The organism is Paraliobacillus sp. X-1268, assembly GCF_003426095.1.
Taxonomy (GTDB): Bacteria; Bacillota; Bacilli; order Bacillales; family Amphibacillaceae; genus Paraliobacillus_A; species Paraliobacillus_A zengyii.
The window spans coordinates 1-25,690 of the sequence record NZ_QJSK01000023.1; the positions used below are offsets into that span (position 1 = coordinate 1).

The window sequence follows — 25,690 nt, forward strand, 5'->3', positions numbered from 1 at the left end:
CTTCAAAATGGTTTAGTGACAATAGCGAAGAGGTCACACCTGTTCCCATGCCGAACACAGCAGTTAAGCTCTTCAGCGCTCATGGTAGTTGGGGCTTTGCCCCTGCGAGAGTAGGACGTCGCTAAGCCAGAATTTTTTAATATAGTAGGTTATATAATCTACATTATCGCGGGGTGGAGCAGTCTGGTAGCTCGTCGGGCTCATAACCCGAAGGTCGCAAGTTCAAATCTTGCCCCCGCAACCAATTTTCTTATCAGACAATATAAATACGATTTAGTGACAATAGCGAAGAGGTCACACCTGTTCCCATGCCGAACACAGTAGTTAAGCTCTTCAGCGCTCATGGTAGTTGGGGCTTTGCCCCTGCGAGAGTAGGACGTCGCTAAGCAAACAAAAGCAACTTTTTCTCCAGTATTGGAGAGAAGGTTGCTTTTTTCTTGAACAATTTTAAAAAAAATTTTTAAACTTTACTAAGATACTACTAGTATGTGGGCCATCCACTACTATCCCAATATAAATCATTTATTAATAGCCTTGGTAAGCCATTGTTTTCTGCATCATACGCATGGCGTACTAAAATATTGTTATTATAAACATCTTGCCCGCCGGGACCGATCCATTTTTGATTGCCAGCGTCTAAAATAGTTCCGCCTCCGTCTAGCATATTAATCCCATTTTTATCATAATAAGGACCTGCAATGTTTTGAGAACGTCCGTAGGCTATTTTATATGTGCTGTTTACCCCTTGGCAACACTTGTCGAAGGAAACAAACAAATAGTAATAACCGTTGTTGTAGGTGATGCTTGGTGCTTCAATTGCATGATCTGGAGTAAGTGGTCGTGCTGCGATAGAATAAATTTGACCAGTCGGTTTCATCGTATTACTATCCAAACGTGTCAACTTAATACCACTCCAAAAGGATCCAAAAGATAACCACGGATCACCATTTGCATCAATTACTAAATCGCCATCAATCGCATTATAATTATTTGAACTTGTTGACCGAACTACTAAGCCGTCATCGCGCCAATTTCCTGAACTGATACTGTCTGTTGATAATAAACCAATTAATGAGTTGTTTGAACCAAATGAGGATACAGAGTAATAGACCCAATAGCGACCATTATAATACTTCACATCAGGAGCCCATTGAGCACTTACATGATTTGGTACATAGTTTGACCACCAACTTGCTGGTTGTGGAAAAATGGTTGGCGCAACATTCCAGTTTGCACCATTCGTTGACCATAATACACGCAGTCCGTTCCCATCTGCTTCTCCTGTACCAAAAGCCCACCATGTATTACCCTCTTTTACAAGTGAGGGATCATGAAGCATAGGATCATCTGCAATTTCCCAAAAATTTGCGGAAACACTAGTTCGAATTGTAAAAAAGAAAACGATAGCTAAGAAAGGCACAATCCATTTTTTTGATTTGCGCATCTTATACAAAACCTCCTTTTTATTATTAAATTTAGTATACAGTTTATTCAATGTAAACGCTATCAAATATATTAATAAACATAAAAATATTGAGATGTATACGAATCAAAAACTATAGCTTTCGTGCCATTAGACTAAAAACTATAGTTTAATTCAAGTGTTTATTTTCTTTTTACTATTTTTCCCTATCAGTAGTTAGTGGTGGTTCTTCCAGCCATTTATTTTTAATGAGTATGTTCATGCCATCTTCCGTATATTTAACCATTTCAGCTACTAGTCTTATGTAATGCGCTACTAAGTCTGCACGTTGACATGTACCGATAGCAACACCATAAAAACCAATGGTTGTAGAATTAAAAAGCGCTTTATGAAATATCATCAGGCGATCAGAAAATGGTGGTATGATTGAATCTGTAATTTCTGAATCACTTGTTTTTGGATGTGGAAGTTGTTCTTTTAATAATACAGATTGAAAAATTTCAATATGCTTAGAATACATTTCGGAACCGCGCCATAAAAAATTTCTTACTTCTTCTGATTTAGCTACTTGGGAGAAAGCCATTGTAAAAGCTTTACTTAAATAAATTTTCTTAAAATCCCAAAAAAGGTGGCTGAGTTGTAGATCGTGTTATTTTGAACTTGAATTCGTTTGTTCTATCAAGTATACCCCCCTATTTTAATTTTTCTTTGCTAATTCGTCGCGATCAAGTGAACGTGGTGGTTCTTCCATCCATCCATGCTTAATCATCATTTTTGCTCCATCATTTGCATATTTTAAGACTTCAGCTATCAGACGGCCATACATAACGCCAATATCATGTCTTGGGCTAAGCGCTATACTCGCACCATAAAAAGCTGTACTAATGCCAGTTAGAGCAGTTACATAGAATAGCATCTTTCTATCAGAAAACGTGTATTTTGTTGAATCTGTTACCTCTGTGTCCCAGGTAGCTGGGCTTGATAGATCGTTATCTTTCAAAAAAGACCCCAATATTTCACAATGCTTTTGAGCTATTTCTTTTCCTTTTTGAATAAATGCAGCAACATCACTTTTACTAGCAACTTGACTATAACCTATCATAGTAGCTGAACCTAATGCATTTCTTTTGAAATTCGCATAAAGATTAGTGATTTCTGTCCCTATCAACGGCCTTTTTTCTCCAAAATAACCTGCAAGAAAACTTTTATTCTCTACAAAATTAAATTCATCAAGTGAGGGTAAATATGGTGACTTGTCATATAAGCCCTTAGACAATAGTAAAGTATTAGATCGTTTAATTAAATCATCTGATTCACGTAGACATGTACTAAAGAAAGTATACACATCTTCTCTAGTGGCAAGAGGTAAAGCCATACTATATGCTTGTAAGCCCATTTTTCCCAGTTGATTGATATTTAATAAAAGATATGTGTCGGAAAATAATCTGGGTGCTGTGACTGAAACATCTTCATCTAACTTAAATCCATGTGAAATCGGATAATTTTCCTCATTTAATATGTTTATAATCGTGTTAATATGTGATTCGGATATAGTAAGGGCAGCTTGTAGTAACGCTTTAATTTCCTTGTCTGCAACATTATTTAATTCATGATTTAGATGACAGATGGTTCCGCTGTCGTTCATATAAGCAGTCCACAAGTTCGATATTTCAGCAGAAGTTAACTTCAATTCAATCTCCTCCAATTAAACTTTTTTTTAATTTACCCTTTATTTAAAAAAATATTAGCTAAAAATATCTTGTTAGTATTATTTTTCTTTTCCTACAAACAATAGAAAGAAGCTTTTTTTTGGAAAAGGAGAATGAGCGATGTTTGAAAAAAGGGACACACTAAATAAAAAGAAATCATCCTCTAAATCGATTGAACTAGATATTGAAAAAAACGTCCAAGAATTAAAACAAATATTCGAAAAAAGTGCAGATTTCTCGTATAGAGATATCGAGCTTTATAACCAAAAATCTATAAATGTATTTATATGTTTTATGGATGGATTAGTAAAGGAAGATAGTATAAATTCATATATTGTAAAACCGTTGATGGAACCAGACTTTTTTAATGAAAAACAACAGACTGTAACGAATAATGATGTTTTTAATGCTGTAAAGAAAACATTATTAAGTACATCAAACATGAAGGAAGTTGAAACAATTTCTGAGGTTGTAGAAGATGTTTTAGAAGGAAAGACTGCTGTGTTTATTGATGGTTACAAGAAAGCTTTTCTTATTAAAATGCTAGGTTTTGAGTCTAGAAATGTGGAAGAACCACTTACAGAAGCAAACGTAAGAGGACCACGAGAAGGATTTGTAGAAGTACTGAGTGTTAATACGGCATTAATTCGAAGAAAAATAAATAGTGTAAACTTATTATTTGAGGACATGAAAATAGGAAAAGAGACCAAAACAACTATTAGAATTAGCTACATTAAAGATATTGCCAATCCAGAAGTTGTCGAGGAAGTGAAGCAGCGTTTAGAATGTATTGAGACAGATGCCATATTGGAATCGGGATATATAGAACAGTTTATTGAAGATAACCCATATTCTATTTTTCCGACGATTGGAAATAGCGAAAGGCCGGATAAAGTAGCAGCGAAAATTTTAGAAGGAAGAATTGCAATCTTAACGGATGGTACACCATTTGTCCTAACTGTACCACAAGTGTTTATTGAAACGCTTCAAGTTCCAGAAGACTATTATTCTCGACCTTATTTATCATCGCTGTTACGGATATTTAGAATATTAGCGTTGTTTTTAACAATAGGTACACCAGCTATTTTTGTTTCCGTTTCAACATTTCACCAAGAAATGATCCCAGCACTTCTTCTTACAACGATGGCAGCAGCTGCGGAACAAATTCCATTTCCAACTTTTATAGAAGCAACATTTATGACAATAATTTTTGAGTTATTGAGAGAGGCTGGTGTTCGACTACCACGCCCAGTAGGTTCTGCGATTAGTATTGTAGGAGCGTTAGTAATTGGAGAGGCGGCTGTACAAGCTGGATTAGTAAGTGCACCAATGGTTATTGTTGTTGCACTTACTGCTATTACTGGATTTATTGTTACACCTCTAAATGATGCGGTTATCATCATGCGCTTCTTCTTACTTATCCTTGCTGGAGCTTTCGGGTTTTACGGTATGTTAATAGGAACCTTTTTCATCATTGCTCATTTAAGTTCCTTACGATCATTTGGCACACCTTATTTAGCTCCGATTGCTCCAGTTATTTTGAATGAGTGGAAAGATGGTGTGGTTCGCTTACCATTATGGTTATTAAAGTCAAGACCACAGTCAATTACTTGGAAAAAATCAAAAAGACAAGGACCCAGCAATAAGCCAAAACGACCTAAAGCATGAGGAAAGGAAAGAGCTAACCTTGAAAAAAATAATCATGATTATCTGTTTACTCGTATTAACTGGATGTTGGGATAGAAGGGAACTATCTGATCTTGGAATTGTTGCGGGAATGGCGATAGATAAAGATCCAATTACGGGTGAGTATGTGCTTACTTCACAGTATATACGTCCAGCAGCTGAAAGTACGCAAAGTCCAACGCCAGAAGAGCCGAATTTGGTTGTTTCCACGACTGGAAAATCGCTAGCTGAAGTGATGCGAAAGAGTAATAAAACAATAGATCGAAAAAGTTTTTTTGCGCATAATAAAATAATTATTATAAGTGAAGAATTAGCTAGAGATGGCTTAATTCCAATTATTGATTCCTTTCAACGCGGTAAAGAAGTCCGGGGGCATGTTTGGTTCTCGATTGCAAAAGATATTGAAGCGAAGGAACTGTTGCAAATCAAAAAAAATGGTATTTCACGTGTCCCAGCTAATTCGCTACATGGTCTATTCGAAAATGCGGAACATGATGCGGTCGCTACGAATATGCTTACGTATTATAAGCAAGTATTAGAAGCAGGTGAAGACCCAGTAGTAGGGGTACTTACTCGTGAAGAAACAGAGATAAAGCCTTTCGAACAAGTTGAACTTTCGGGGGGGGCTGTTTTTAAAGAAGATAAATTAGTTGGTTTTTTAAATGAAAGTGATACGAGGGGATACAACTGGATAAGAGAAGAAGGACCAATGAATGATAGGGGGACTATGTCATTACCTTCTTTATTAGAGGAAGGTAAGTTAGCAACCATTCTTCTCCAACAAGCCAGTTCTTCCATCACAGCAAAGGTGGGGAGTGATAATCAAATCACATTTACAATCGATGTGGAGCAAAAGGCAAGAATGACAGGGCAAGAAGCTACAGAAGCAATTAAAACGAGAAAGGAAATCACTGACTATTTAAATGATTTACAGGTAGTGGCTGAAAAAGAAATTGAAACAGAAATCAGAGAAGTAATAGATAAAGCGCAAGAGGAGTTTCAATCTGATATCTTTGGTTTTGGTGATATATTACACAAGCAATATCCAAAAGTCTGGAAGAAAGAAAAAGACAATTGGTCCGATACATTTGTAGATGTTGCCTATACGGTAAATGTAAAAGTGAATATCACTAGTTCTGGTCTAATACAAGGACCTTTTAAACCAAAAGAATAAAGAGATAGTTTTAGCGTTTAAATAGTAAAACGAAGGTGTAGTAGAAAATATATAATAGTAAGATTATAAAATAGATACTTCCTCCAGCTAAAAGGAGAGTTAATAGTGGATCTGCTTTCAGTAATGTTAAGCTAATTGGCATTATTATTCTCCTTTCTAGCGGTTTTTTTCTTCAGAAATATAATAAAAACTAATAAGACTGGAAGAAAAGCAAAGAGTAGAAGGATAGGTATACTTTCGTCCCCTTTCCATCTTTGAACATCTAACCCAGTAAAGCGATAAGTTGCAAATAAAGGTAAAAGTAGTCCAAAAACAGTAATCGACCATTTCGGATTACTTCCATTAAAAAACCACGTAATTGCTAAACAAAACCCCATAAAATGAAGAGTTGCTTTAAAAAAACCGCCAATAAACAATAGAAAGACAGCAATACTATCTAAATTCGTAATGATATTTGCAATATTAATCGATAGCAAGGTCTCTAATATTGGAAGTTCGGTATTTGCCGTTAACTCTGGTCCTAATACAGCAATCATAATGATTAAATTCATTATAATTAATAACGCTGCGCTAGCGACTGCCAAAAAGGTTGTTTTCCGAATAAGACCTTGCTTGTTTACATAGTGCCAAAACATAAGGAAAACGATCATTTCACCAAATGGAAACCCTATTAATATAGGTAATTCTTTAATTACAGGCAATATCCCATTTCCTAACACAGGTAATAGGTTAGTCAGTTCAAATGTATCAGAAAAGAAATTCACAACAAAAGTAACAATTAAAAAGACAAGTAAATAGGGAAGAAGTATTTCGCTAGTACGTGCCAGTACTTCAAATCCTAAATTAAGTGTGTATATCGTAATAAAGATAGATAAATATAATATAACTAAAAGCGGGGTTTGCGGTAATGCAGCCAAATTGATTAGCATGCTAAACGCATAGAAATTATGGATTGCTTGATTTAAGAAAAACAAACCATATAAAAGTAGGAGTGGTTTGGCCATTTTAGTTCCTAAGGTAGCGTCTAAGATTTCAGAAAAGTTTTTGTCAGGAAAATAATTCGGAAACTGGGTGTAAATCCATAGAAGGATCAAACTTATAACGAAGGCTAATAAGACCACAAGCCATGCATCTTGTTTGGCTCCAATCCCCAATGCAAACAAAGTTGTACTCCCAATTTCAAAAGCGACTATTAAAGTGTATAATTGGATACTTGAAATACGTTGCATATGAAAGCTCCTTAGAAATTCAATCGATAAGTCACCTAGTATGAGTTGTTTTCTTCTTTAAAAAAATAATGATTACTAATAAAATAGGAAGAACAGAGTACACCAAAATACTGTAAATACCACCTTCTTGCCCCTTCCACCGTTGATCCTCTAAGCCAGTGAAACGAAAAGTAGCAAATATCGGCAATAATATGCCGGAAATAGTAATGGTCCACTTTGGATTGTCTCGATCAAATAACCACGTAAATGCTAAACAAAACCCCATAAAATGAATCGCAGTTTTAAAAAAACCACCGATAAACATAAGAAAGACAGCGACACTATCTAAGTTTGTTATGATCTCTGCAATATTAATAGAAAGTAGCGTCTCGAGTAATGGTAGTTCTGTATTGGATGTTAGTTCAGGTCCTAAGACAGCTACCATGATAATTAGGTTTAACATCAATAAAACTGCTGAAAAACCAACAGCAAGGAAAGTTACCTTACGAATAGAAACTTTATCTTTTAGTTGGTGCCAAAACATAAGAAAGACGACCATTTCGCCATATGGAAAAGAGATAACACTTGGTAACTCATCTAATATTGGTCTTATACCGTTCCCTAACACTGGTAGTAGATTACCTAGTTGAAATGTTTCTGAGAACAGATTGACGATAAAAGTAAGGATTAAAAATGCTAACAAATAGGGAAGTAAGATTTCACCAGTTCTAGCCAAGACTTCGAACCCTAAACTTAAGACGTAAATTACGACAAAGATAAATAAATATAAAATAACTATAAACGGTGTTTGTGGTAATGCAGTTAGATTAATTAGCATGCCAAATTCATAAAAATTATGGGTTGTTTGACTTAAAAAATATAGTCCAAATAAAAGTAATAAAGGTTTGGCAATTTTAGTACCTAAAGCAACATTTAAAATTTCAGAAAAATTTTTATTAGGATAATATCGTGGGATTTGCGTGAAAGCTACTAATAAAATCGTACTTAGTAGAAATGAAATTAAAATCACGAGCCATGCATCCTGTTTTGCTCCAATTCCTAGAGCGAACAAGGTTGTACTCCCAATCTCAAATCCAACGATAAGCGTGAATAACTGTATGTTTGAAATACGTTCCATTTTGAATAACTCCTTAGAGTTTCATTTTAGCCATAATTAGTTACCAATAAACTGTACTTGCTTTAAATTTTGTCTGTTTTATATAAAAACCGTAATAGAATGTATCTAATGATAAATCCAGTCAGTATCCCAAAGGGCAAAGCTAACATCGGTAACCACATTGGTCCGATCAATGTATCATTTATCTTAAAGTATGGAGAGTAGATAAGTCCTACTGTAACGAAATATGCGGAAAAAACAAATGGAAGAAAAGCTAAGGGTGATTTGTTTCCTTCTGCATTTTGGAATCCATCCCAAATAGCAAAAAAATACAAACAGGGATAGAACATTAACCATTGATAATTTGTTTCTGCAATTGCTTCACCTATTTGTCCGTTAAAACTTCGTATAATTATCTGATTAAAATTAGCTTGGATATTAATGAAAATTTCCAACCCAATAAAAAGTATGCCTTTAATCAGTTGTTTGTTCAGAATTTGAGCAAATCCTGGTAAAGCAATACTCCATAAGACTTTTTCCAGTTCATCTTTTGAGACCATCTGTTATCACTTCTATCTTGTAAAATTTGAAGATAGGATTATCATTCCCAATTTTCTTCAGTTAATTTTATTTTCTTTATAAAACAGTAAAATATTCGAGTTTGTAGAATATTTGCTGATTTTCAGCACAACATAAAGGAAATTGAAAATAAGGAAGAAGATTAAAATCTACAATCTATAATAAGCTTGTATAAGCTCAGATAGAAAGAAAAATGGCTTGAAAATATTAACAGACTGGAAAAAAGGAGATCAATAGAGCATGGTGAAATTAAGCGCATCTTAAACAACTAATTTAATGAAATCATACATGACAAAAACGATGGCATCAGTCGTTACTGCTTGCCCAAAATATGGCATGAATATATATGGGATAGGTCTCGCTACAGCGATCGACAAAAATGTTCGAGTTTTCTATAAACGATTGTTAAGTAATACTGCAGAATTAGCGGATCAATGTATTGATTTTATGCTTCATAATGGTTTACATCAACCAGTCATTTAATTAGCCAAAAATAAAACATCAGAAAAAATTTAAGAACAAACTTATTTTGGGAAAATTTTTGATAAGGAACGGTCGTTAAGTTCTCTAGAGATTTCTCAACTTACAAATAATTATCAGTCAACAGAGTTATTTCACGAGATTCTTCGTTCTTTTATACATACAAAAAACAATGAAATTTGCAAACATTTTGAGCGTGGAAAGGATATATGTGCTAATCAATTAAATACAATACAGGATAAATTAGAGGAGGAATTGCCACAATTACCAATGTGGGAATCTGAAATTGATAGGGAACTACCACCGCCTTTTTCAGCACGGTTAATGTTATTTAAAGTTGCATTATTAGCTGGTGCAACAACAGGTCAATATGGTGTTTCTGCTTCATCCGTGTTACGTAAGGACATCGGCGTTTCTTTTATAAAGATGATGAGTGAGATGATGTTGTTTGCGGAGGATACAGGTAATCTGCTCGTCAAGTACAACTTGTTAGATCAGCCACCATTGGTGAAAAAGAAAGAGTAGAGAAGACCTGGCTAGATAAGGTCTTTTTTTTATGAGATTTGTTTGCGTGTTCGGATGTGAAGAAGTATTTTTTCGAACAAATGACCAATAAAGGAAAAGGCAATACCAGTAAGTAATCCGGAAAATACAGGACTTGCTAAAAAAGAAAACGATCCTATTGTAGAAAGAAAAAAAACGTGCCAATAAATGCCTAAGTTCATACCAAATACTCCACCAAAGAAGAAACCAGTAAGATAGATTTTCTTGTTTTTATCCTCATTTAAATAGTGATTAATCGAAATGGATTTATTGTATGCATGCCACATCGAGAATGCCCAAATGGATGGATAATACATTCCCCATTGATAATTAATGACGTCATGTCCAAGTTTAAAATCACCGTGAAAACTATAAAAAATAGAAATGTTTAGTAAAGAGTATTGATTAATAATTAGTTCCAATAACACTAAGATAATCCCTAACACTAGTTGACCATTGTAAATTTGTCCGAAACCAGGTAATGCAAATGACCATACTAGCGCGGCGACTGGGTGTTTATATTCCAACTGTTTGTTTTTTCTACTCATCATTAGCGTTCCTGTCATGGATGAATGTATTATTGAAAAACCATATAAAAAAAATTCTTGAGAGAAGAAATGTGAGAAACAATGTAATCCAGGTCAAGTACCAAGACCATTGTAAATAATCAATTAAATCTGTGTATTGAACCAAAAATATTTCGGTAATTGTCAATGTTGTACAAAAAACAGTAAAAAAGCCAAGCCTATATAAAATACTTTTTGAAACTGGATAGAATACATTGAAAACAGCGCACACAATTGGATATAGGAAAAACTCGTATGAAAAACTAGCGCGATTGACATCAGCAAATAATCTTATCGGATATGCGATTAAATCAAATTGCACTACAACCGATCCAAACAATAATGTAATAACCTGTTTAAATAGAAATGCTATAAGTGCTAGTCGCCTTTTATTTTTAGGGATGATAAAAATTAAACCGATCCCAATAGCCCAGACAATAACTAATATAATCCATTCCAATTTCATTGTAACATCCTCTCTTCATTTTCCGAAAATGAATACTCCTTATGAAACCAGTGGTATAGATAATTGGTTAGCATAAACATAATAAAAAAAGCGATCCATTCTAAATACCAAGCATAATGAATGTATACAACCAAGTTTGTGAAATGGACCAATATTAATTCTAGTCCAACTAATCCAGAAACCACTACGAGTAAATAGATAAACCGAAGTAAGAAATGTTTCTTCGGTTCATGAATAATATATAGTCCATAAAGTATGGGATATAAGAAGTATTCTGTCGCAAAAAGAACATCCGTAGCTCTAGGAAATTCCCGAATAGGGAAAGCAATTAACTCCAGTTCTAAATGGATCAAGGAATTCAGCCAAGTAATAGATTGAAACAGAAGAGCCGCAAATATAAACCTTTTTTTTTGCTGTTTAGTAATGAAGAATATACTAATAAATGCACCAATAATCCAAATAAAAATCAGTATTACATAATCAATGGACATTATAATCCCCCTTTAGTTAATAGTTAGTATTATGCTTTCCTTATTTGTAAAAGATATTCGATCTTATATAACAGTTAGTCAATTACTCAACTTCCGAGTGGATATTCAACTTGTTCTACATGATTAAGAAGGGCTGATGATCCACTCGAAAGTGTTCTTTGGCCCAGCGATTACTCGGGGAAATAACTCTCCTTACGTCGGAATATATAGTTGTTTCGTAGTAGCCTACAATCTTTTAGAAAGTAGGTTTTTTAAAAGATTGTCAAGCAATATAATAGCTATAATATAAACTAAAAAGAGTCAACAATTAGTATTTGTTTTTTGATGGGAAAGTAGAGTCATTTTAAATAAAGAATTTATAATTCACACTGCTATGTTTAATAATTAAAATAGAGGGGAACAACATTTTCTGACAAGTAATTGGTAGTTTTATTCTTTATGGAGGTTTTTTTATGAATAAGAAAGGCAGATTGATAGATTATAAAATATTTGCACCATCGATCCTTATTGTTATTGCAATATGTGTTCCTTTTTCGATGTATGAATCAGAATCACTTGCATTATTAAATAATATTTTTGATCAAATTGTTCACGTATTTTCATGGGGGTACATATGGTATGCAGTTATATTGGTTGCTGCTGGCTTGTATTTATCTTTTTCTAAATATGGGGATGTTGTTTTAGGTAATCCAACAGAGAAACCGCGGTTTAATTTGTTTGAGTATGCTTCGATTCTGATCGCGATGGGCTTAGGCTCAACAATTATGCGCACAGGCATGGTGCAGTGGGCAAAAGTTGCAGAGGATCCACCGTTTGGTGTGGAGCCAGCGTCAGCAGAGGCGTTATTATGGGGTAATTCTTACAGTATGTTTATGTGGAGTTTCCAAGTATTTGCGATTTTTGTAATGGCCGCTCCTGCAATGGGGTACATTTTACATGTGCGCAAGAAGCCACTTATGCGTATTTCAGAAGCATGTAGAACGATTTTTGGTGATGCATTCACAGATGGAATTGGTGGAAAAATACTTGACATCATTTTCCTAGTTAGTATTCTTACTGGTGCGGCGGTTACCTTAGGTTTAGGGGCGCCAATTGTAACATACAATATAGCTGAAATATTTAACATGGAACAGTCCTTTGGTTTAACTTTATTTGTGACCATCGTCTGGGTCTGCTTGTTCTCCATTAGTGCATACTTAGGTATTGAAAAAGGGATCAAACGATTAAGTACGTTTAATATGTACTTGGCTGGTGCATTTGCATTCTTTATAATGCTGGCCGGACCTGGAATTTTTATTCTTAATTATTTCACAGATAGTGTTGGTTTCTTATTCTCAAATTATATTAATATGTCGCTCTATACCAATTCATTAGGAATGGGCGGAGAGACTTATATAGAAAGTCAAACAGTATTCTGGTTTGCATATAGTGCTACGTGGGCAATGTTGCATAGTGTATTTGCTGCTAAAATATCACGAGGTAGAACAATAAGAGAAATGATCTTAACTTATTTATTAGCACCGACAATGATCTCATGGGTTGCAACTGGTGTATTAGGTGGCCTTGGTGTGGATAGATTTCTAAATGGAACTGTTCCGGTATTAGATATTGTTAGTGAAGACGCAATGGCTGCTATCCCGGCGATTCTTACAACGTTACCATTTTCTACGATTGTGCTTGTAGCCTTTATTGTTGTTGCAATGATATTCCTAACAACAACATTAGATTCAACAACGTATACAATTGCTTCTTACACTGGGACAAAAAACATGAGTGAAGAAGAGCCATCAAAGATTTTACGAATAATAGTGGCAGCTGTAATAACAGTAATTTCACTTATACTAATGCGAATAGGTGGTCTTGCACCACTAGAAGTGCTCTCAGGTATAATGGGCTTGCCGATCATCATCATCCAGTTCTTAATGCTATATGCAGCTAAGAAAATGATGGATGAGGATAAAGCTTGGATTACGAATGTTAGGAAAAAAAGTGAGTGAGCAAGCAAAGAGTAAAGCCCCTGTGGCTTTACTCTTTTAAATATTGTAGGTAGAATAAGGGATATAAAGAATTAATGGAGAGGGTGTTTGTAAATGAGAGATACATTGAAAAAAGGAATGGCGTTAGGACTAGGTTTAGCTGTAACTAGTAAGGAACAGGCAGAGAAGATGATTGATGAATTAGTTAAAAAGGGAGAATTAACTCGCCAAGAATCAAGCGAGTTTATGGATGATCTATTGAAAAAAGGAAAAGAATCGCAAAAGGATCTAGATGAAAAAATCCAAAAAAGATTCAACCAGCTATTTGATAACTTACATGTTGCAACAAAAGAAGATGTCAAAGCATTAGAGCAGCGTGTCATTGCATTAGAAGAACAATTGAAAAAATCAGAATAAACGTTAAGGAGGGGAGGAGTTTCTTATTTTCACAAGAAGAATACGCTATATCCAACGTTATCGCGATATAGCTATGGCTTTTTCACATAACGGCTTTGGCTTCATCGTTAAAGAACTAGGATTATATGAACTCCTTTCTTTACCGAAACGCTTAGTCGTCCGAAATTATCAAGAACCGCATAAAAAAACAACGGGAGAGCGGATCCGCTTATTTTTAGAAGAGTTGGGTCCGACCTATATAAAAATGGGGCAACTGGCAAGCACGCGCTATGATTTAATTCCAGCAGAAATTATCCAAGAGTTAGAAAAGCTACAAGACCATGTGCCTGCATTTTCATATGAGGAAGTGAAAGGCATTATTGAGCAAGAGCTTGGTATGGAAATGGATCAAATCTTTGATTCATTTATTCAAACACCTCTTGGATCAGCATCAATCGGACAAGTGCATTATGGTGTTTTAAAGACAGGAGAACAGGTCGCTGTTAAAGTGCAACGACCGAATATTGAACGAACGATTAAAACAGATTTAGAGATTCTTCAACAATTAGCAGTCCGAGCTGAGCATCGATTAGATTGGGCAGCCAAATACCAAATAAAAGCGATTATTGATGAGTTTTCTAAAGCACTTCTTGCTGAACTAGATTACGGTGTGGAAGGCCGCAATGCAGATAAAATAGCAAAACAATTTATCGATAATCCGAATATTTATATTCCTAGTATCTATTGGGAATATTCGACTAAAAAAGTATTAACAATGGAATATGTAAAAGGAACGAAATTAAATCAATTAGAAGCGATTGAACAAGAAGGATATAATGCGAAAGTGTTGGCTGAGCGTGTGGCCCATGCTATTTTTCAGCAAATATTAATAGAGGGGTTTTTCCATGGCGATCCACATCCAGGGAATGTTGCGGCATTACCTAATGATGTGATTTTATTTATGGATTTTGGTATGGTAGGTCGCCTTACACCAGCGATGCGAATGCATTTCTCAACTTTAGTTATTTCGATGATGCGCCAAAGTACAGATGGTGTTATTAAAGCATTATCTGAAATGGGCACCTTGCCTGATGACGTTGATATGGAGAATTTAACAATGGATGTTGATGAATTAAGAGATACATATTATGACGTTCCCTTAAGTAAAATTAGTCTAGGAGAAGCGGTAAATGACCTATTATCCGTAGCTAATCATCATCGTATTCACATTCCAACTGAACTAACCTTAGTTGCGAAAGCACTTATAACAATGGAAGCAATGGTTGAAAAGCTTGATCCAGATATCAGTATTATCAAAGTAGCCGAACCATTTGGTCGACAGTTGCTTAAGGAACGATTCCATCCTAAAAGGTTGGCAGATAAATTTTTCAATCAATGGAACGAATTTGAAGAAGTAGTCACCGATCTTCCAAAACAGATACATCAATTCGCTTCGATAGCGAAAAAAGGCAACATTCCAATCGAAGTGGATATTCCAAAAGTTGAAATGATCTTAACCAAGCTTGATAGAGTCAGTAACAGGCTATCTTTCAGTATTGTTTTACTAGCCTTTAGTATTATTATGGTTGGATTAATTGTCGGTTCAGCAATAAGTGGACAAGCATCACTTCTTTGGAACATACCAGCAATAGAAATAGGATTTATTATAGCAATATTAATGTTTATATGGTTACTATTTTCTATCTTTAAATCAGGCAGATTTTGACTGGAGCAAATTTGTGGTTTGTAAGCTCGAATCGGGCGAACGGAAAGTGGAATCGAGCGGAAATCTAGATAATTGAGCGAACTTAGCTGGAATCGGGCGATAAACTGATTAGTCGAGCGAACGCAGCACATAATCGGGCGAAAATACGAATAATCGAGCGAACATAAAATATAAGTAAAAAGCACAATCGATTGCGATACAGCAAAATCGATTGTGCTTTTTATACGGTTAAGATATAATTTGTAGCTCTTTTGGATAGTTCGTTAACGTTTCACAGCCATCTGCTGTAATAAGCACATCATCTTCAATACGCACGCCACCTAGTCCTGGAAGGTAGATTCCTGGTTCGATTGTATAGACCATTCCAGCTTTTAATATGCCATCATTTAAATGACTCATGGACGGAAACTCGTGCACGTTTATTCCTAAGCCATGTCCGATACGATGTGGAAAGTAGTCTCCATAGCCAGATGCAGTGATGATATCTCGCGCAACTTGGTCTAAATCTCCAACACGATTACCAGGCTTACTGATAGCTAGTGATGCTTGCTCCGCCTTTAAAACAGTTTGATAGATTTCTTTTTTCTTATCAGTGACTGATTTATAAGCAACTGTCCGCGTTATATCGGAACAATATCCGTCTAGTACAACACCTAGATCGAACAATACCATATCACCAGCTTTTAATGTCCGATCACCCGGATTGCCATGCGGATCACCAGATTTCTCTCCAAAAAGAACCATCGTTGAAAATGACATTTCACGAATCCCTTTTTTCTTGAGTTCAAATTCAATTTTCGCTAAAACTTCCATTTCACTAATACCCTCGACAAGTGCATCCACACCTACTTGCACACCAAAGTCAGCCATTTTTGCAGCCTGTCGCATCACAGCAATTTCATTCTCGTCTTTTACTACACGCATTTCATTTAACTTATCTTCAGCAGAAACTACTTGCACCTGAGAAAATAACTCCAAGAATGCTTGACTACGACCATAAGTGAGTACTTCCTTTTCAAACGCAACTGTTTCAACTGTTGGAAGCTCTTTTGTTTGGACAGCGTTTTTAATGAACTCCCACGGATCCTCATGATCGGAATAGCCAATAATCTCATAATCCCAACCGGCACTTTTCAATTGTCCGACCTCCATTGCAGGTAAGACAAATAAGGGCTGTCCATTCTTAAATAAGAAAATCCCCATTAGCCGTTCATGCGGATCGGTGTAGAAATTAGATAAGTAATAAACATTTTCCGTTGAATTTAAAAAAGTAACGTCAATATTTTCATCGTTCATCCAAGCTGTTACTGCTTTTAATCTCTCCTGCATCTGTTAACACTCCAATTGTAAATGATTAACTATCTCTAACTATCATACGTCAAATTGATCACCACTGAAAGCAATTAGCAGCAACCGCTGTTTGTGAAAGGGTCTCTAATAGACACTTAATCGAGCGAAACGCAAGCGTAATCAAGCGAAAAACTGATTAATCGAGCGAAACACAAGCATATTCAGTCGAAAAATTAGATAATCGAGCGACCACCGTTAAAATAGAATTTATTGTTTACAAGCAGCACTTTTTGTATTTTTTACCACTACCACATGGGCAAGGCTCATTTCGCCCGATTTTCTTATAGCTTCTTATGTCAACTACCTTTGAACGCTTTTCTTCCTTAGTAGGTAAAGGTTTTAACTGTTTTTGTTCGGCTGGTTTCAACTCAACTGAAGTATGTCCCTTTAACATCCACATCCGAATATTATTATAAACTTCGATAATTTCCGCTGTCATCTGTTGGACAGACTCAAAGGATGGCAAGGTAATATATGTTTGTAAATATGATAACATTTGTGCAGGAGACGCATCTAAATTGGTCATGTTTACAAATTGACGCGCCACATCATCCGTTTGTTTAGCATTAAGTTTATATTCTTTTTGTAGAAGCTTTAAAAAACGTTCCATAGCAGGTGTTTTATCAATAAAGTTTAGCTCACCAGCTTTTAGTAATTGTTTTTTTGTGAAAGGATAATAATCTATATTGCTTCTTGTTTGATGGTCTTTAATAATTTGTTTGGGATCGGATACGCGTTGATCACTAAAGCCATAGAAATCAGAATTTATTTGTTGATAATAATCACTTGCACTGTTGATAACTTCAAAATAGCTGCTAGTATCAATTTCCTGATTGGTGAGTGCTTCTACCTTTTCTATTATTGCAGTATCTAATACACCATAATAATAAAGTAGCCCATGAGTAAGTTTAATCCACTCTTCGTTTCGCTTTAAAACAGGTTGAAGTTCTGGAACATCAAGCTCTTTAAAAAGCTCGATTAATTCAAGTGGCATGGTTAATACTTTTTGATCATTATATAAACCTGGGAAAATAATGCCATACTCTAACAGTGATTCAATCTTTGCGTAAGAAAAGTCATCAGAGATTACTACCATTCCCGTGTTGGCACTTATTTGTTTGATTAAATCATAGCGCTCTAGGTCGAACGTATGCAAAATCTGCTCCATCTGTAATGGGATTAATCTGCCGAGTTCTTCTACAAGCTCTCCTTTATTTAATGAACTAAGCCCTTTAAGGTCAAGCGTCTTACGAATAGTATCCAATTGCTGTTTCGTTAACATATACAATAGATCAGAAAAACGACTAGGGACGTCAATTTTCTTCCATACCTTGCTGTCTAACTGCTTACTTACATCTTTTGTTTTCTCCATTTTAATTCTTCCTTTTCTAAATATATTGTAGTTTTAATTATGTATTAATCCAAAAACCTACTCTTTTTTCATTTTAACAAAAAGAATACGAAAGTGACATAGCGTCTCAGAGGTAGTTTTGTCGAAAGCGGGTTTAATAGAGATTTAGTAGAGAGAAACTTCTTCTCAGAGGACATTTTAGAAAAAAGTCGTAACCGTTTCAACTAGTCACGACTAAAACTTAATTTAATAATAAGTTTTAATTTCTACATTGCATATATAAGCAAATAGTTATATAATAATACACAAATAGAATGGTGGTGTTTATGAATGTTAAAAACTGTGATTGAAATGGATAAAGCAGCAATGATATTAAAGTTATTAGGTGATAAGACGCGTCTAACAATGGTAAAGCTACTTGATACAGATGATTGTTGTGTTTGTGAGCTTGTTGAAATCTTTGAAATGAGTCAACCATCGATCAGCCAACACCTTCGTAAATTAAGAGATGTTGGAATTGTAAAGGAGAAGCGACAAGGTCAATGGATTTTTTACTCCATTAATAAAGAAAATGATTATTATGGCTTTATCGAACAGATTATTAATCAACTACCTGATCAAACAGAAAAATTAAAAGAACTAGAAGAAAATGGTACACGAATTACATGTTGTTAGTAAGTAAACAAGGAGGACTATTTACATGAGTTTTTTTGAACGATTTTTAACGGTATGGGTATTGGCTTGTATGGTTATAGGTGTATTAATTGGGAATTTCATACCAGCAATTCCTGACATGTTAGGACAATTTGAATATGCGGAAATTTCGATTCCTATTGCAATTTTAATTTGGGTTATGATTTATCCAATGATGATGAAAGTAAACTTTCAGAGTGTGAAAAATGTAAGTAAAGATCGTAAAGGATTATATATCACATGGGTTGTGAATTGGTTAATCAAACCATTTACCATGTATGGAATTGCGGCATTTTTCTTTTATGTTGTGTTCGGTAATATCATACCGGATGATTTAGCACAAAGCTACTTGGCTGGTGCTATTATCTTGGGCGCTGCGCCTTGTACAGCAATGGTGTTTGTCTGGAGTCATTTAACAAAAGGGAATGCTGCCTATACAGTAGTTCAAGTTGCGACAAATGATTTGATTATTCTAATTGCCTACACACCGATTGTTGCATTTTTACTTGGTGTTAGTGGTGTAACTGTACCTTGGAATACGTTGATCTTATCGATTGTGTTATTTGTAGTTGTTCCTTTAGCAGCAGGAATTATTACGAGGGTTATGATGATTAACCGTAAAGGACTAGACTATTTCGAGAATAAATTTTTACCTAAATTTAATAATACGACAATTATTGGTTTATTACTGACGTTAATTATCATTTTCTCATTCCAGGCGGAAATTTTATTAGGGAATACGTTACACATTCTGTTAATTGCAATTCCATTAACGATTCAAACATTCTTTATTTTCTTTATTGCTTATTTAGCAGCAAAAAAATTGAAGCTAAATCATACAATTGCAGCACCAGCTGGAATGATAGGTGCTTCCAACTTTTTTGAATTATCACTTGCCGTTGCGATTGCATTATTTGGTGCATCATCACCAGTTGCATTAGCAGTTATTGTAGGTGTGCTCGTTGAAGTGCCAGTTATGTTGATTTTGGTGCGAATAGCAAATAAGACTAAACATTGGTTTCCAAACAAAGAAGTTAAGTCTAATTAAATAATAAAAAAGGAGTTTTCATAATGAGTAAAATTGAAATTTTCGACCCGGCAATGTGTTGTTCTACTGGCGTTTGTGGTCCTACCGTAGATCCTAATTTAACACGTGTCGCATCAGCAGTTTATTCACTCGAACAAAAGGGCAATAACATTACACGTTTTAATTTAGCAAATGATCCAGCTGCTTTTACGAATAACGAAACAGTCAATCAGGTGCTTAATGAGAAGGGTGCAGATGCACTGCCTGTAACACTTTTAGATAATGAAATTGTAAAAGTAGGCGAATATCCAACAAATGAAGAATTTTCAAAATGGCTTAACGTTGATGCAGAGGAATTAACGCAAAAACCACGCATCCGGTTGAATCTTAACTAGGAGATGGCTATAAAAATGTATCCTGTATATAAACCAATCGAACATGTAGAAACACCATATTTATTTTTCACTGGAAAAGGCGGAGTTGGAAAAACATCGGTAGCTTGTGCAACGGCGGTAACACTTGCCGATCAAGGAAAAAAGGTATTACTTGTTAGTACGGACCCGGCCTCCAATTTACAGGATGTGTTTGGTTTGGAACTGAATCGCCAGCCTATTGAAATCCCAAGTGTAAAGAATTTATTTGCAAGTAATATTGATCCTGAAGAAGCAGCACGTGTATATCGTGAGAATACGGTTGGACCGTATCGTGATAAACTGCCAGAGTCTGTGATTAATCAAATGGAGGAACAGCTTTCAGGCGCTTGTACGGTAGAAATTGCAGCATTTGATGCTTTCTCACACTTACTAGCCGATGATGCTATTTTTAGCCAATATGATTATGTCTTATTTGATACAGCGCCAACTGGACACACACTTCGTCTATTATCGTTACCAACTGCTTGGACGGGTTTTCTAGATGAAAGCACGCATGGCGCTTCTTGTTTAGGTCCATTATCAGGACTTGGTGAAAAAAAAGATATGTATCAAAAAGCAGTTCAATCGCTTTCTAATCCAGAAAAAACGACGTTAATTTTAGTCGCAAGACCAGAAGAATCAACATTAATAGAAGCGAATCGAGCATCGATAGAATTAAGAGATATTGGGATAGAAAATCAACTACTTCTAATTAATGGACTATTTCTGTCAGGTAATTCCAATGACGAAATTGCAACTGCTTTTTATAAAGGGCAAGGAGAAGCATTAAAACAAACACCAGAAGAACTGAAACAAATTAAGACAGTATCATTACCTTATGTTTCTTATTCATTAACTGGTATTGCGCACCTTCGTCAACTTGTTAGTGAGAATCGGACTATTGAAACAGAAATGAAGGAAGATGAAATAGCGCTTGAGCCACTATCCGACCTGAAAGATATGATTGAAGATTTTTCAATAAATAATACGCGTGTTATTTTTACAATGGGTAAAGGTGGCGTCGGTAAAACGTCAATTGCAGCAGCGATCGCAGTTGGACTTACAGAGAGAGGACATAAAGTCCAATTAACAACGACAGATCCAGCTGCTCACCTGGATTATATGTTTAAAAACAGTGCGATCAATCAGGATTTATCGGTTAGTAGCATAAATCCAGAAGAGGAAGTTGAAAAATACAAAAAGGAAGTGATTACAGCAGCTGGTGATTTAAGTGAAGAAGAACGTGCTTATTTGCAAGAAGACCTTGCGTCACCATGTACAGAAGAGATTGCAGTCTTTCGTGCTTTTGCAGCTGTTGTGGAAAGATCTGAACAGGAAATTGTCGTAATTGATACAGCACCAACAGGACATACATTACTCTTACTTGATTCATCTGAAGCGTATCACAAAGAGATGAGCAGATCGACAGGATATGTTCCAACAAGTGTTAAAAACTTGTTGCCACGATTACGTAATCCTAAAGAAACAAGTGTCGTTATTGTTACCTTACCAGAGGCGACGCCTGTTTTTGAAGCCGCTCGGTTACAAGAAGATTTAAAGCGTGCTGATATTGTACCGAAATGGTGGGTTATTAATCGAAGTCTGTATCGAGCAGGAACAAGAGATAAAGTTTTAATGGCACGGGCAGCATCTGAAAAACAATGGATAAAGAAAGTACAAGAAGAATTAGCACAAAAGCGTGCGTTAATACCTTGGATGCAAGAAGTGAAAATTGGTTATGACCAATTGAAGGAATTTGTTCAATCCTAAAATGACGAGGAGGAAATGGAATGATAATAACCGAGAAAGCTAAAACAAAATTACAAAATATTTTTACAGAAAAAGGTGTCGATAGTATTCGTTTTTATGCGATGGAAGCGGGTTGTTGTGGACCACAATTAGGAATTTCGTTAGATCCTGTACAAGCAACCGATACTATTGAAGAAATTGATGGGATTAAAGTGGCAATTGATCAGGATGTTAAAGATGCAGTAGCAGGTTTAACATTGGATGATGAAGAAACTGCAGATGGAACACAATTCGTGCTATTAGGTATGGACCAGTGTTGTTAACTCTTAATTAATAAATAAGCGTTAATCTTTGGCTTGGATTATATTTACACTAATACGTGACATTTTTAAAAGGTCTGCTTTCTAAATGAGTGTTGTCAATGACTTAATGAGTTTCCATAGACTCTGCGGTAACTGCCCTGTTGATTTCCGCTTCAGACAGTCGCTTTCCGCGGGCAAATGTTTTCGGCGGGACGAGTAATCGCAGTCCCAACGCTTCAACTTCCTCGGAAGCCGTGCCTGCGGAAAGGGAGCCCATTTCGCTTGAGAAGCGGGGCATACACTTGTTATATTGCCATTGATATGAAGAGCGTTACCACAGAGTTTCTCTCAAGTGCGTAAGATGAAACATACTTCAGAAAAGACTTTAAAGCATTTAGTTTTGAATTACGAGGTTTCCTTGTTATCTCAAAACATAATTGCCCGTTTACACTGCGAAAGCTGTGTTGTTAAGTAATACTTAGATAGAATAATAGTGGAGGTTAAAAGATGAAAATACTTATTATTGGTTCAGTTGCGGCTGGAACGTCTGTCGCCGCAAAAGCAAGAAGAAACGATGAAAATGCTGAAATAACCTTATATAATGCAGATTATGATATTTCTTATTCAATCTGTGGAATTCCTTACTTTTTAGGTGGAGAAGTAGATGAGTTGGAGACATTAACACCGAGAAGCGCGGCATGGTTCAAAGCACGTTATAATGTGGCTATACATACCCGACATGAGGTAACAGAGATTAACGCAGAAGAGAAAAGAGTAACTGTTAAAAATTTAGATACCAATGAGATCAAAGAAGATAGTTACGACACATTAGTATTTGCAACAGGTGCAACACCAACAACACCCAATATTCAAGGAATCGAACATGATCATGTCTTTCATGTACGCACGATTAGGCATGCAAGCATCATCGAAACCTATATGAATGAGAAAAAACCGAAGAAAGTTACCATTATTGGTGCTGGATTTATTGGTCTTGAGATGGCAGAGCAATTAACTCATAAAGGATTAGATGTAACAATTGTCCAAAGAAGTAATCAAATCATGCCGCATTTGGATAAAGACATGGCATATAGAGTAGAAGAACACCTAAAAAAACACAACGTAAGTTTATTGCTAAATGAAGAAGTAACTGCTATTTCAGAAACAACGGTAGAAACAGAAAAGGGACAGTTAATCGATACAGATATGGTAATTCTAGCAACTGGTGTAAAACCTAATTCAGAACTAGCTGCATCTATTGGTGTCGAATTAGGTGCTTCCCGGGCAATTAAGGTTAATAACCTAATGCAAACGAACATTCCTTCTGTTTATGCGGTTGGGGATGTTGCGGAAAGCTTTTCAATTATAACTGGAAAATCTATATACCGTCCGTTAGGCTCAACTGCAAATAAAATGGGGCGTATTGCTGGTGATGTTATTACAGGTGGAGATTTAGAGCATCGTGGTATTTTAGGAACTGGTATTTTAAGAGTATTTGATTTAGCAGTTGGTTATACGGGTCTAAGTGAAAAAGAAGCGATCGCTGAAGGCTTTGATCCAGAAGTGCTTCATAATATTAAACCTGCCAGAGCAGAGTATTTAGGTGGAAAAGAATTGGTAATTAAAGCAATTGCCGATCGAAAAACTAGTAGAGTTCTTGGTGTGCAAATCATTGGAGAAGATGGCGTCGATAAGCGAATTGATGTATTCGTAACTGCAATCTCATTTAACGCAAAAGCAGAAGATCTATTCCATCTAGATTTAGCATATGCACCACCATTTAGTACAACGAAAGATCCAGTTATGTATACAGGAATGGCGTTACAAAACGCGATAGATAAGAAAAACAGATTAATAACGCCACAAGAATTAACTGATAGAACGGAAAATGGCGAAGTATTTCAAGTTATTGATACACGAGCACCTAAACAATTTGAAGTTGCTCATGTAAATGGTGCAATTAATATTCCATTAGCTAAATTACGTTCTGGCGTTAAAGAGCTTGATCCTAATTTACCTACAGTCACTTATTGTAACAAGGGTGTTACAGGTAACGCCGCACAAAATGTCTTACTAAATATGGATTTTAAAGATGTATTTAATCTTTCTGGGGGAAATAAGAATTATCAAAGCTATCATAAAGGAAAATAAATGAAGGAGGAGAACCGACTGACACGTGTTAGTGTATGGTAGTGATGTAAGCGCAATATCTTGTTTTGCTAAACTATAAAGCTATAAAGGTGGGCTAAACAATGAAACGATTAAAATGGGGGGTTTTGAGTACAGCAAATATAGGCCAAGAGCAAGTGATTCCAGCAATTATGCGATCAGAAAATGGTACAGTTGAAGCGATTGCGAGTCGTGGAAAGAAGGCAATAAGTGTTGCTGAAAGGTTAGAAATCCCAAAAGCTTATACGAGTTATGAGGAATTATTAAAAGACCCAAATATTGACGCCGTCTATATTCCTTTACCAAATGGCTTGCATAAGCAATGGGTGATAGAGGCTGCAAAACACGGAAAACATGTATTATGTGAAAAACCGGCTGCGCTTAATTATAATGAATTAAAAGAAATGATAGATGCTTGCAAGGAACATAGCGTAAGATTTATGGAAGCATTCATGTATCAATTCCATCCACAACATGAATTGGTTAAAGAAATAATCGCCTCTGGAAGAATTGGTGACGTTTCCTTTATGCGTGCTAGCTTTTCATTTGTTTTAGATGATGATTCAAATATTCGGTTAGATAGTGATCTGGGTGGTGGTTCACTTTATGATATTGGAAGCTATACATTGCATTCCATTTGTAATCTGTTAAATGAACAACCAACAGCAGTTTATGCCAATGCGAGAATCCATCCTAAATATAGCGTAGATACAACAGTAGCAGGTATATTATCTTTTGGAAATGGAGTCCAAGCTTCATTTGATTGTAGCTTTGATGTAACAGACAGACAAGCTTATCAAATAGTTGGATCAGAAGGAACAATAGACGTTTTATCGGCTTATCGACCCGATATTAATGAAAATGGTGAGGGTCAGATCATTATAACAAATGCAACTGGTAAAGAAACGGTTGGTGTTGCTGGTGATCAATATAAACTACAAGTTGAGCACTTTGCCAATGCAATTATCGAGGATAAAGAACCAAGTTATTCAAATGAAAAAATGTTACAAAATATGAAAGTTTTAGATGCAGCTTATCAATCAATTAAAGAGGGAAAGTGTGTGGAATTAAGTTAAAAGAATTAAATGAGGATAAA

At 35.6% G+C, this 25,690-nt stretch carries 24 protein-coding genes, 1 tRNA gene, 2 rRNA genes and 1 pseudogene; 17 read left to right on the top strand and 11 right to left on the bottom strand.

Going from position 1 to position 25,690, the window contains the following annotated elements; genetic code table 11:
* Nucleotides 1-11 precede the first annotated feature (11 nt).
* The 3 genes from rrf (D2K62_RS16405) to rrf (D2K62_RS16415) all read left to right on the top strand — a co-directional run bounded on the left by rrf (D2K62_RS16405) (nucleotide 12) and on the right by rrf (D2K62_RS16415) (nucleotide 388).
* Nucleotides 12-127, top strand: a 5S ribosomal RNA gene (rrf, locus tag D2K62_RS16405).
* A gap of 40 nt (nucleotides 128-167) precedes the next feature.
* Nucleotides 168-244, top strand: a tRNA-Met gene (locus tag D2K62_RS16410).
* Between the two features lie 28 nt (nucleotides 245-272).
* Nucleotides 273-388: ribosomal RNA gene (gene rrf / locus D2K62_RS16415) — 5S ribosomal RNA — on the top strand.
* 93 nt (nucleotides 389-481) lie between these two features.
* On the opposite strand, the gene abnA is transcribed toward rrf (D2K62_RS16415), so the two are convergent.
* The 3 genes and pseudogenes from abnA to D2K62_RS16430 form a co-directional block, all read right to left on the bottom strand.
* Nucleotides 482-1,444, bottom strand: coding sequence for an arabinan endo-1,5-alpha-L-arabinosidase AbnA (abnA, locus tag D2K62_RS16420; RefSeq protein ID WP_112180225.1), 963 nt, complete (start codon nucleotides 1,442-1,444; stop codon nucleotides 482-484).
* Between the two features lie 175 nt (nucleotides 1,445-1,619).
* Nucleotides 1,620-2,045: pseudogene (locus D2K62_RS16425) on the bottom strand (DUF3231 family protein); the annotation flags it as partial.
* A 75-nt stretch (nucleotides 2,046-2,120) separates the two neighbouring features.
* On the bottom strand, nucleotides 2,121-3,113 hold the full coding sequence (locus tag D2K62_RS16430) for a DUF3231 family protein (RefSeq protein WP_232828039.1): 993 nt from the start codon (nucleotides 3,111-3,113) through the stop codon (nucleotides 2,121-2,123).
* A gap of 139 nt (nucleotides 3,114-3,252) precedes the next feature.
* On the opposite strand from D2K62_RS16430, the gene D2K62_RS16435 reads away from it, so the two are divergent.
* Both D2K62_RS16435 and D2K62_RS16440 read left to right on the top strand, forming a co-directional pair.
* The gene (locus D2K62_RS16435; protein WP_112180228.1) at nucleotides 3,253-4,800 is read left to right on the top strand and encodes a spore germination protein; all 1,548 of its coding nucleotides are present in this window, start codon (nucleotides 3,253-3,255) and stop codon (nucleotides 4,798-4,800) included.
* Between the two features lie 19 nt (nucleotides 4,801-4,819).
* The gene (locus D2K62_RS16440) at nucleotides 4,820-5,992 is read left to right on the top strand and encodes a Ger(x)C family spore germination protein (protein ID WP_157967399.1); all 1,173 of its coding nucleotides are present in this window, start codon (nucleotides 4,820-4,822) and stop codon (nucleotides 5,990-5,992) included.
* Between the two features lie 131 nt (nucleotides 5,993-6,123).
* Here the strand turns inward: D2K62_RS16440 and D2K62_RS16445 are convergent, their stop codons facing one another.
* The 3 genes from D2K62_RS16445 to D2K62_RS16455 all read right to left on the bottom strand — a co-directional run bounded on the left by D2K62_RS16445 (nucleotide 6,124) and on the right by D2K62_RS16455 (nucleotide 8,877).
* Nucleotides 6,124-7,221: a GerAB/ArcD/ProY family transporter gene (locus D2K62_RS16445; protein WP_112180230.1), complete on the bottom strand. Its 1,098-nt coding sequence runs from the start codon at nucleotides 7,219-7,221 to the stop codon at nucleotides 6,124-6,126.
* Nucleotides 7,222-7,252: 31 nt separating this feature from the next.
* Complete coding sequence (locus tag D2K62_RS16450; protein WP_112180231.1) at nucleotides 7,253-8,338, bottom strand: GerAB/ArcD/ProY family transporter; 1,086 nt, start codon at nucleotides 8,336-8,338, stop codon at nucleotides 7,253-7,255.
* Nucleotides 8,339-8,400: 62 nt separating this feature from the next.
* Nucleotides 8,401-8,877, bottom strand: coding sequence for a hypothetical protein (locus D2K62_RS16455; protein ID WP_112180232.1), 477 nt, complete (start codon nucleotides 8,875-8,877; stop codon nucleotides 8,401-8,403).
* Between the two features lie 307 nt (nucleotides 8,878-9,184).
* On the opposite strand from D2K62_RS16455, the gene D2K62_RS16460 reads away from it, so the two are divergent.
* Nucleotides 9,185-9,379, top strand: a complete 195-nt coding sequence (locus D2K62_RS16460) for a YvdQ family spore coat protein (protein ID WP_112180233.1) — start codon at nucleotides 9,185-9,187, stop codon at nucleotides 9,377-9,379.
* A 54-nt stretch (nucleotides 9,380-9,433) separates the two neighbouring features.
* Complete coding sequence (locus D2K62_RS16465) at nucleotides 9,434-9,901, top strand: DUF3231 family protein (protein ID WP_117161790.1); 468 nt, start codon at nucleotides 9,434-9,436, stop codon at nucleotides 9,899-9,901.
* Nucleotides 9,902-9,930: 29 nt separating this feature from the next.
* Here the strand turns inward: D2K62_RS16465 and D2K62_RS16470 are convergent, their stop codons facing one another.
* Genes D2K62_RS16470 through D2K62_RS16480 form a run of 3 tightly spaced genes read right to left on the bottom strand, consistent with a single transcriptional unit; the run spans nucleotide 9,931 to nucleotide 11,442 of the window.
* On the bottom strand, nucleotides 9,931-10,467 hold the full coding sequence (locus tag D2K62_RS16470; protein ID WP_117161791.1) for a hypothetical protein: 537 nt from the start codon (nucleotides 10,465-10,467) through the stop codon (nucleotides 9,931-9,933).
* Complete coding sequence (locus tag D2K62_RS16475; RefSeq protein ID WP_117161792.1) at nucleotides 10,460-10,951, bottom strand: CBO0543 family protein; 492 nt, start codon at nucleotides 10,949-10,951, stop codon at nucleotides 10,460-10,462. Before D2K62_RS16475 ends, D2K62_RS16470 begins: the two co-directional genes overlap by 8 nt.
* A complete protein-coding gene (locus D2K62_RS16480) occupies nucleotides 10,948-11,442 on the bottom strand; it encodes a CBO0543 family protein (RefSeq protein WP_117161793.1) in 495 nt (164 codons plus the stop codon). The genes D2K62_RS16475 and D2K62_RS16480 overlap by 4 nt, the downstream gene beginning before the upstream one ends.
* 452 nt (nucleotides 11,443-11,894) lie before the next feature.
* Here D2K62_RS16480 and D2K62_RS16485 point away from each other — a divergent pair, with 452 nt between their 5' ends.
* From D2K62_RS16485 to D2K62_RS16495, 3 genes are all read left to right on the top strand, one after another.
* Nucleotides 11,895-13,439 carry a BCCT family transporter gene (locus tag D2K62_RS16485; RefSeq protein WP_112180237.1) on the top strand — a complete coding sequence of 515 codons (1,545 nt, stop codon included), beginning with the start codon at nucleotides 11,895-11,897 and terminating at the stop codon, nucleotides 13,437-13,439.
* Nucleotides 13,440-13,532: 93 nt separating this feature from the next.
* Nucleotides 13,533-13,835, top strand: coding sequence for a phasin family protein (locus tag D2K62_RS16490; protein WP_112180238.1), 303 nt, complete (start codon nucleotides 13,533-13,535; stop codon nucleotides 13,833-13,835).
* A 73-nt stretch (nucleotides 13,836-13,908) separates the two neighbouring features.
* Entirely contained in the window at nucleotides 13,909-15,540 is a 1,632-nt protein-coding gene (locus tag D2K62_RS16495) for an ABC1 kinase family protein (RefSeq protein WP_112180239.1), read from the top strand.
* 228 nt (nucleotides 15,541-15,768) lie between these two features.
* Here the strand turns inward: D2K62_RS16495 and D2K62_RS16500 are convergent, their stop codons facing one another.
* Together D2K62_RS16500 and D2K62_RS16505 are read right to left on the bottom strand one after the other, a co-directional pair.
* A complete protein-coding gene (locus D2K62_RS16500) occupies nucleotides 15,769-16,869 on the bottom strand; it encodes a M24 family metallopeptidase (protein WP_112180240.1) in 1,101 nt (366 codons plus the stop codon).
* 235 nt (nucleotides 16,870-17,104) lie between these two features.
* The gene (locus D2K62_RS16505) at nucleotides 17,105-18,262 is read right to left on the bottom strand and encodes a YecA/YgfB family protein (protein ID WP_117161794.1); all 1,158 of its coding nucleotides are present in this window, start codon (nucleotides 18,260-18,262) and stop codon (nucleotides 17,105-17,107) included.
* A gap of 309 nt (nucleotides 18,263-18,571) precedes the next feature.
* Between D2K62_RS16505 and D2K62_RS16510 the strand changes: the two genes are divergently transcribed.
* The 7 genes from D2K62_RS16510 to D2K62_RS16540 all read left to right on the top strand — a co-directional run bounded on the left by D2K62_RS16510 (nucleotide 18,572) and on the right by D2K62_RS16540 (nucleotide 25,670).
* Nucleotides 18,572-18,916, top strand: coding sequence for an ArsR/SmtB family transcription factor (locus D2K62_RS16510; protein WP_112180242.1), 345 nt, complete (start codon nucleotides 18,572-18,574; stop codon nucleotides 18,914-18,916).
* A 25-nt stretch (nucleotides 18,917-18,941) separates the two neighbouring features.
* Entirely contained in the window at nucleotides 18,942-19,982 is a 1,041-nt protein-coding gene (arsB, locus tag D2K62_RS16515; protein WP_112180243.1) for an ACR3 family arsenite efflux transporter, read from the top strand.
* 23 nt (nucleotides 19,983-20,005) lie between these two features.
* Complete coding sequence (gene arsD, locus D2K62_RS16520; protein WP_112180244.1) at nucleotides 20,006-20,356, top strand: arsenite efflux transporter metallochaperone ArsD; 351 nt, start codon at nucleotides 20,006-20,008, stop codon at nucleotides 20,354-20,356.
* 15 nt (nucleotides 20,357-20,371) lie between these two features.
* Nucleotides 20,372-22,144, top strand: a complete 1,773-nt coding sequence (arsA, locus tag D2K62_RS16525) for an arsenical pump-driving ATPase (RefSeq protein ID WP_117161795.1) — start codon at nucleotides 20,372-20,374, stop codon at nucleotides 22,142-22,144.
* A 20-nt stretch (nucleotides 22,145-22,164) separates the two neighbouring features.
* A complete protein-coding gene (locus D2K62_RS16530; protein ID WP_112180246.1) occupies nucleotides 22,165-22,446 on the top strand; it encodes an adhesin in 282 nt (93 codons plus the stop codon).
* Nucleotides 22,447-22,932: 486 nt separating this feature from the next.
* Nucleotides 22,933-24,576: an FAD-dependent oxidoreductase gene (locus tag D2K62_RS16535; protein ID WP_112180247.1), complete on the top strand. Its 1,644-nt coding sequence runs from the start codon at nucleotides 22,933-22,935 to the stop codon at nucleotides 24,574-24,576.
* 101 nt (nucleotides 24,577-24,677) lie between these two features.
* Nucleotides 24,678-25,670, top strand: coding sequence for a Gfo/Idh/MocA family protein (locus D2K62_RS16540; RefSeq protein ID WP_117161796.1), 993 nt, complete (start codon nucleotides 24,678-24,680; stop codon nucleotides 25,668-25,670).
* Nucleotides 25,671-25,690 lie beyond the last annotated feature (20 nt).

Coding starts and splice junctions, on each gene's coding strand:
- abnA (WP_112180225.1), bottom strand. CDS start 1,444: ATGCGCAAATCAAAAAAATGGATTGTGCCTTTCTTAGCTATCGTTTTC.
- D2K62_RS16435 (WP_112180228.1), top strand. CDS start 3,253: ATGTTTGAAAAAAGGGACACACTAAATAAAAAGAAATCATCCTCTAAA.
- D2K62_RS16445 (WP_112180230.1), bottom strand. CDS start 7,221: ATGCAACGTATTTCAAGTATCCAATTATACACTTTAATAGTCGCTTTT.
- D2K62_RS16450 (WP_112180231.1), bottom strand. CDS start 8,338: ATGGAACGTATTTCAAACATACAGTTATTCACGCTTATCGTTGGATTT.
- D2K62_RS16455 (WP_112180232.1), bottom strand. CDS start 8,877: ATGGTCTCAAAAGATGAACTGGAAAAAGTCTTATGGAGTATTGCTTTA.
- D2K62_RS16460 (WP_112180233.1), top strand. CDS start 9,185: ATGACAAAAACGATGGCATCAGTCGTTACTGCTTGCCCAAAATATGGC.
- D2K62_RS16470 (WP_117161791.1), bottom strand. CDS start 10,467: ATGAGTAGAAAAAACAAACAGTTGGAATATAAACACCCAGTCGCCGCG.
- D2K62_RS16475 (WP_117161792.1), bottom strand. CDS start 10,951: ATGAAATTGGAATGGATTATATTAGTTATTGTCTGGGCTATTGGGATC.
- D2K62_RS16480 (WP_117161793.1), bottom strand. CDS start 11,442: ATGTCCATTGATTATGTAATACTGATTTTTATTTGGATTATTGGTGCA.
- D2K62_RS16485 (WP_112180237.1), top strand. CDS start 11,895: ATGAATAAGAAAGGCAGATTGATAGATTATAAAATATTTGCACCATCG.
- D2K62_RS16490 (WP_112180238.1), top strand. CDS start 13,533: ATGAGAGATACATTGAAAAAAGGAATGGCGTTAGGACTAGGTTTAGCT.
- D2K62_RS16495 (WP_112180239.1), top strand. CDS start 13,909: ATGGCTTTTTCACATAACGGCTTTGGCTTCATCGTTAAAGAACTAGGA.
- D2K62_RS16500 (WP_112180240.1), bottom strand. CDS start 16,869: ATGCAGGAGAGATTAAAAGCAGTAACAGCTTGGATGAACGATGAAAAT.
- D2K62_RS16505 (WP_117161794.1), bottom strand. CDS start 18,262: ATGGAGAAAACAAAAGATGTAAGTAAGCAGTTAGACAGCAAGGTATGG.
- D2K62_RS16510 (WP_112180242.1), top strand. CDS start 18,572: ATGTTAAAAACTGTGATTGAAATGGATAAAGCAGCAATGATATTAAAG.
- arsB (WP_112180243.1), top strand. CDS start 18,942: ATGAGTTTTTTTGAACGATTTTTAACGGTATGGGTATTGGCTTGTATG.
- arsD (WP_112180244.1), top strand. CDS start 20,006: ATGAGTAAAATTGAAATTTTCGACCCGGCAATGTGTTGTTCTACTGGC.
- arsA (WP_117161795.1), top strand. CDS start 20,372: ATGTATCCTGTATATAAACCAATCGAACATGTAGAAACACCATATTTA.
- D2K62_RS16530 (WP_112180246.1), top strand. CDS start 22,165: ATGATAATAACCGAGAAAGCTAAAACAAAATTACAAAATATTTTTACA.
- D2K62_RS16535 (WP_112180247.1), top strand. CDS start 22,933: ATGAAAATACTTATTATTGGTTCAGTTGCGGCTGGAACGTCTGTCGCC.
- D2K62_RS16540 (WP_117161796.1), top strand. CDS start 24,678: ATGAAACGATTAAAATGGGGGGTTTTGAGTACAGCAAATATAGGCCAA.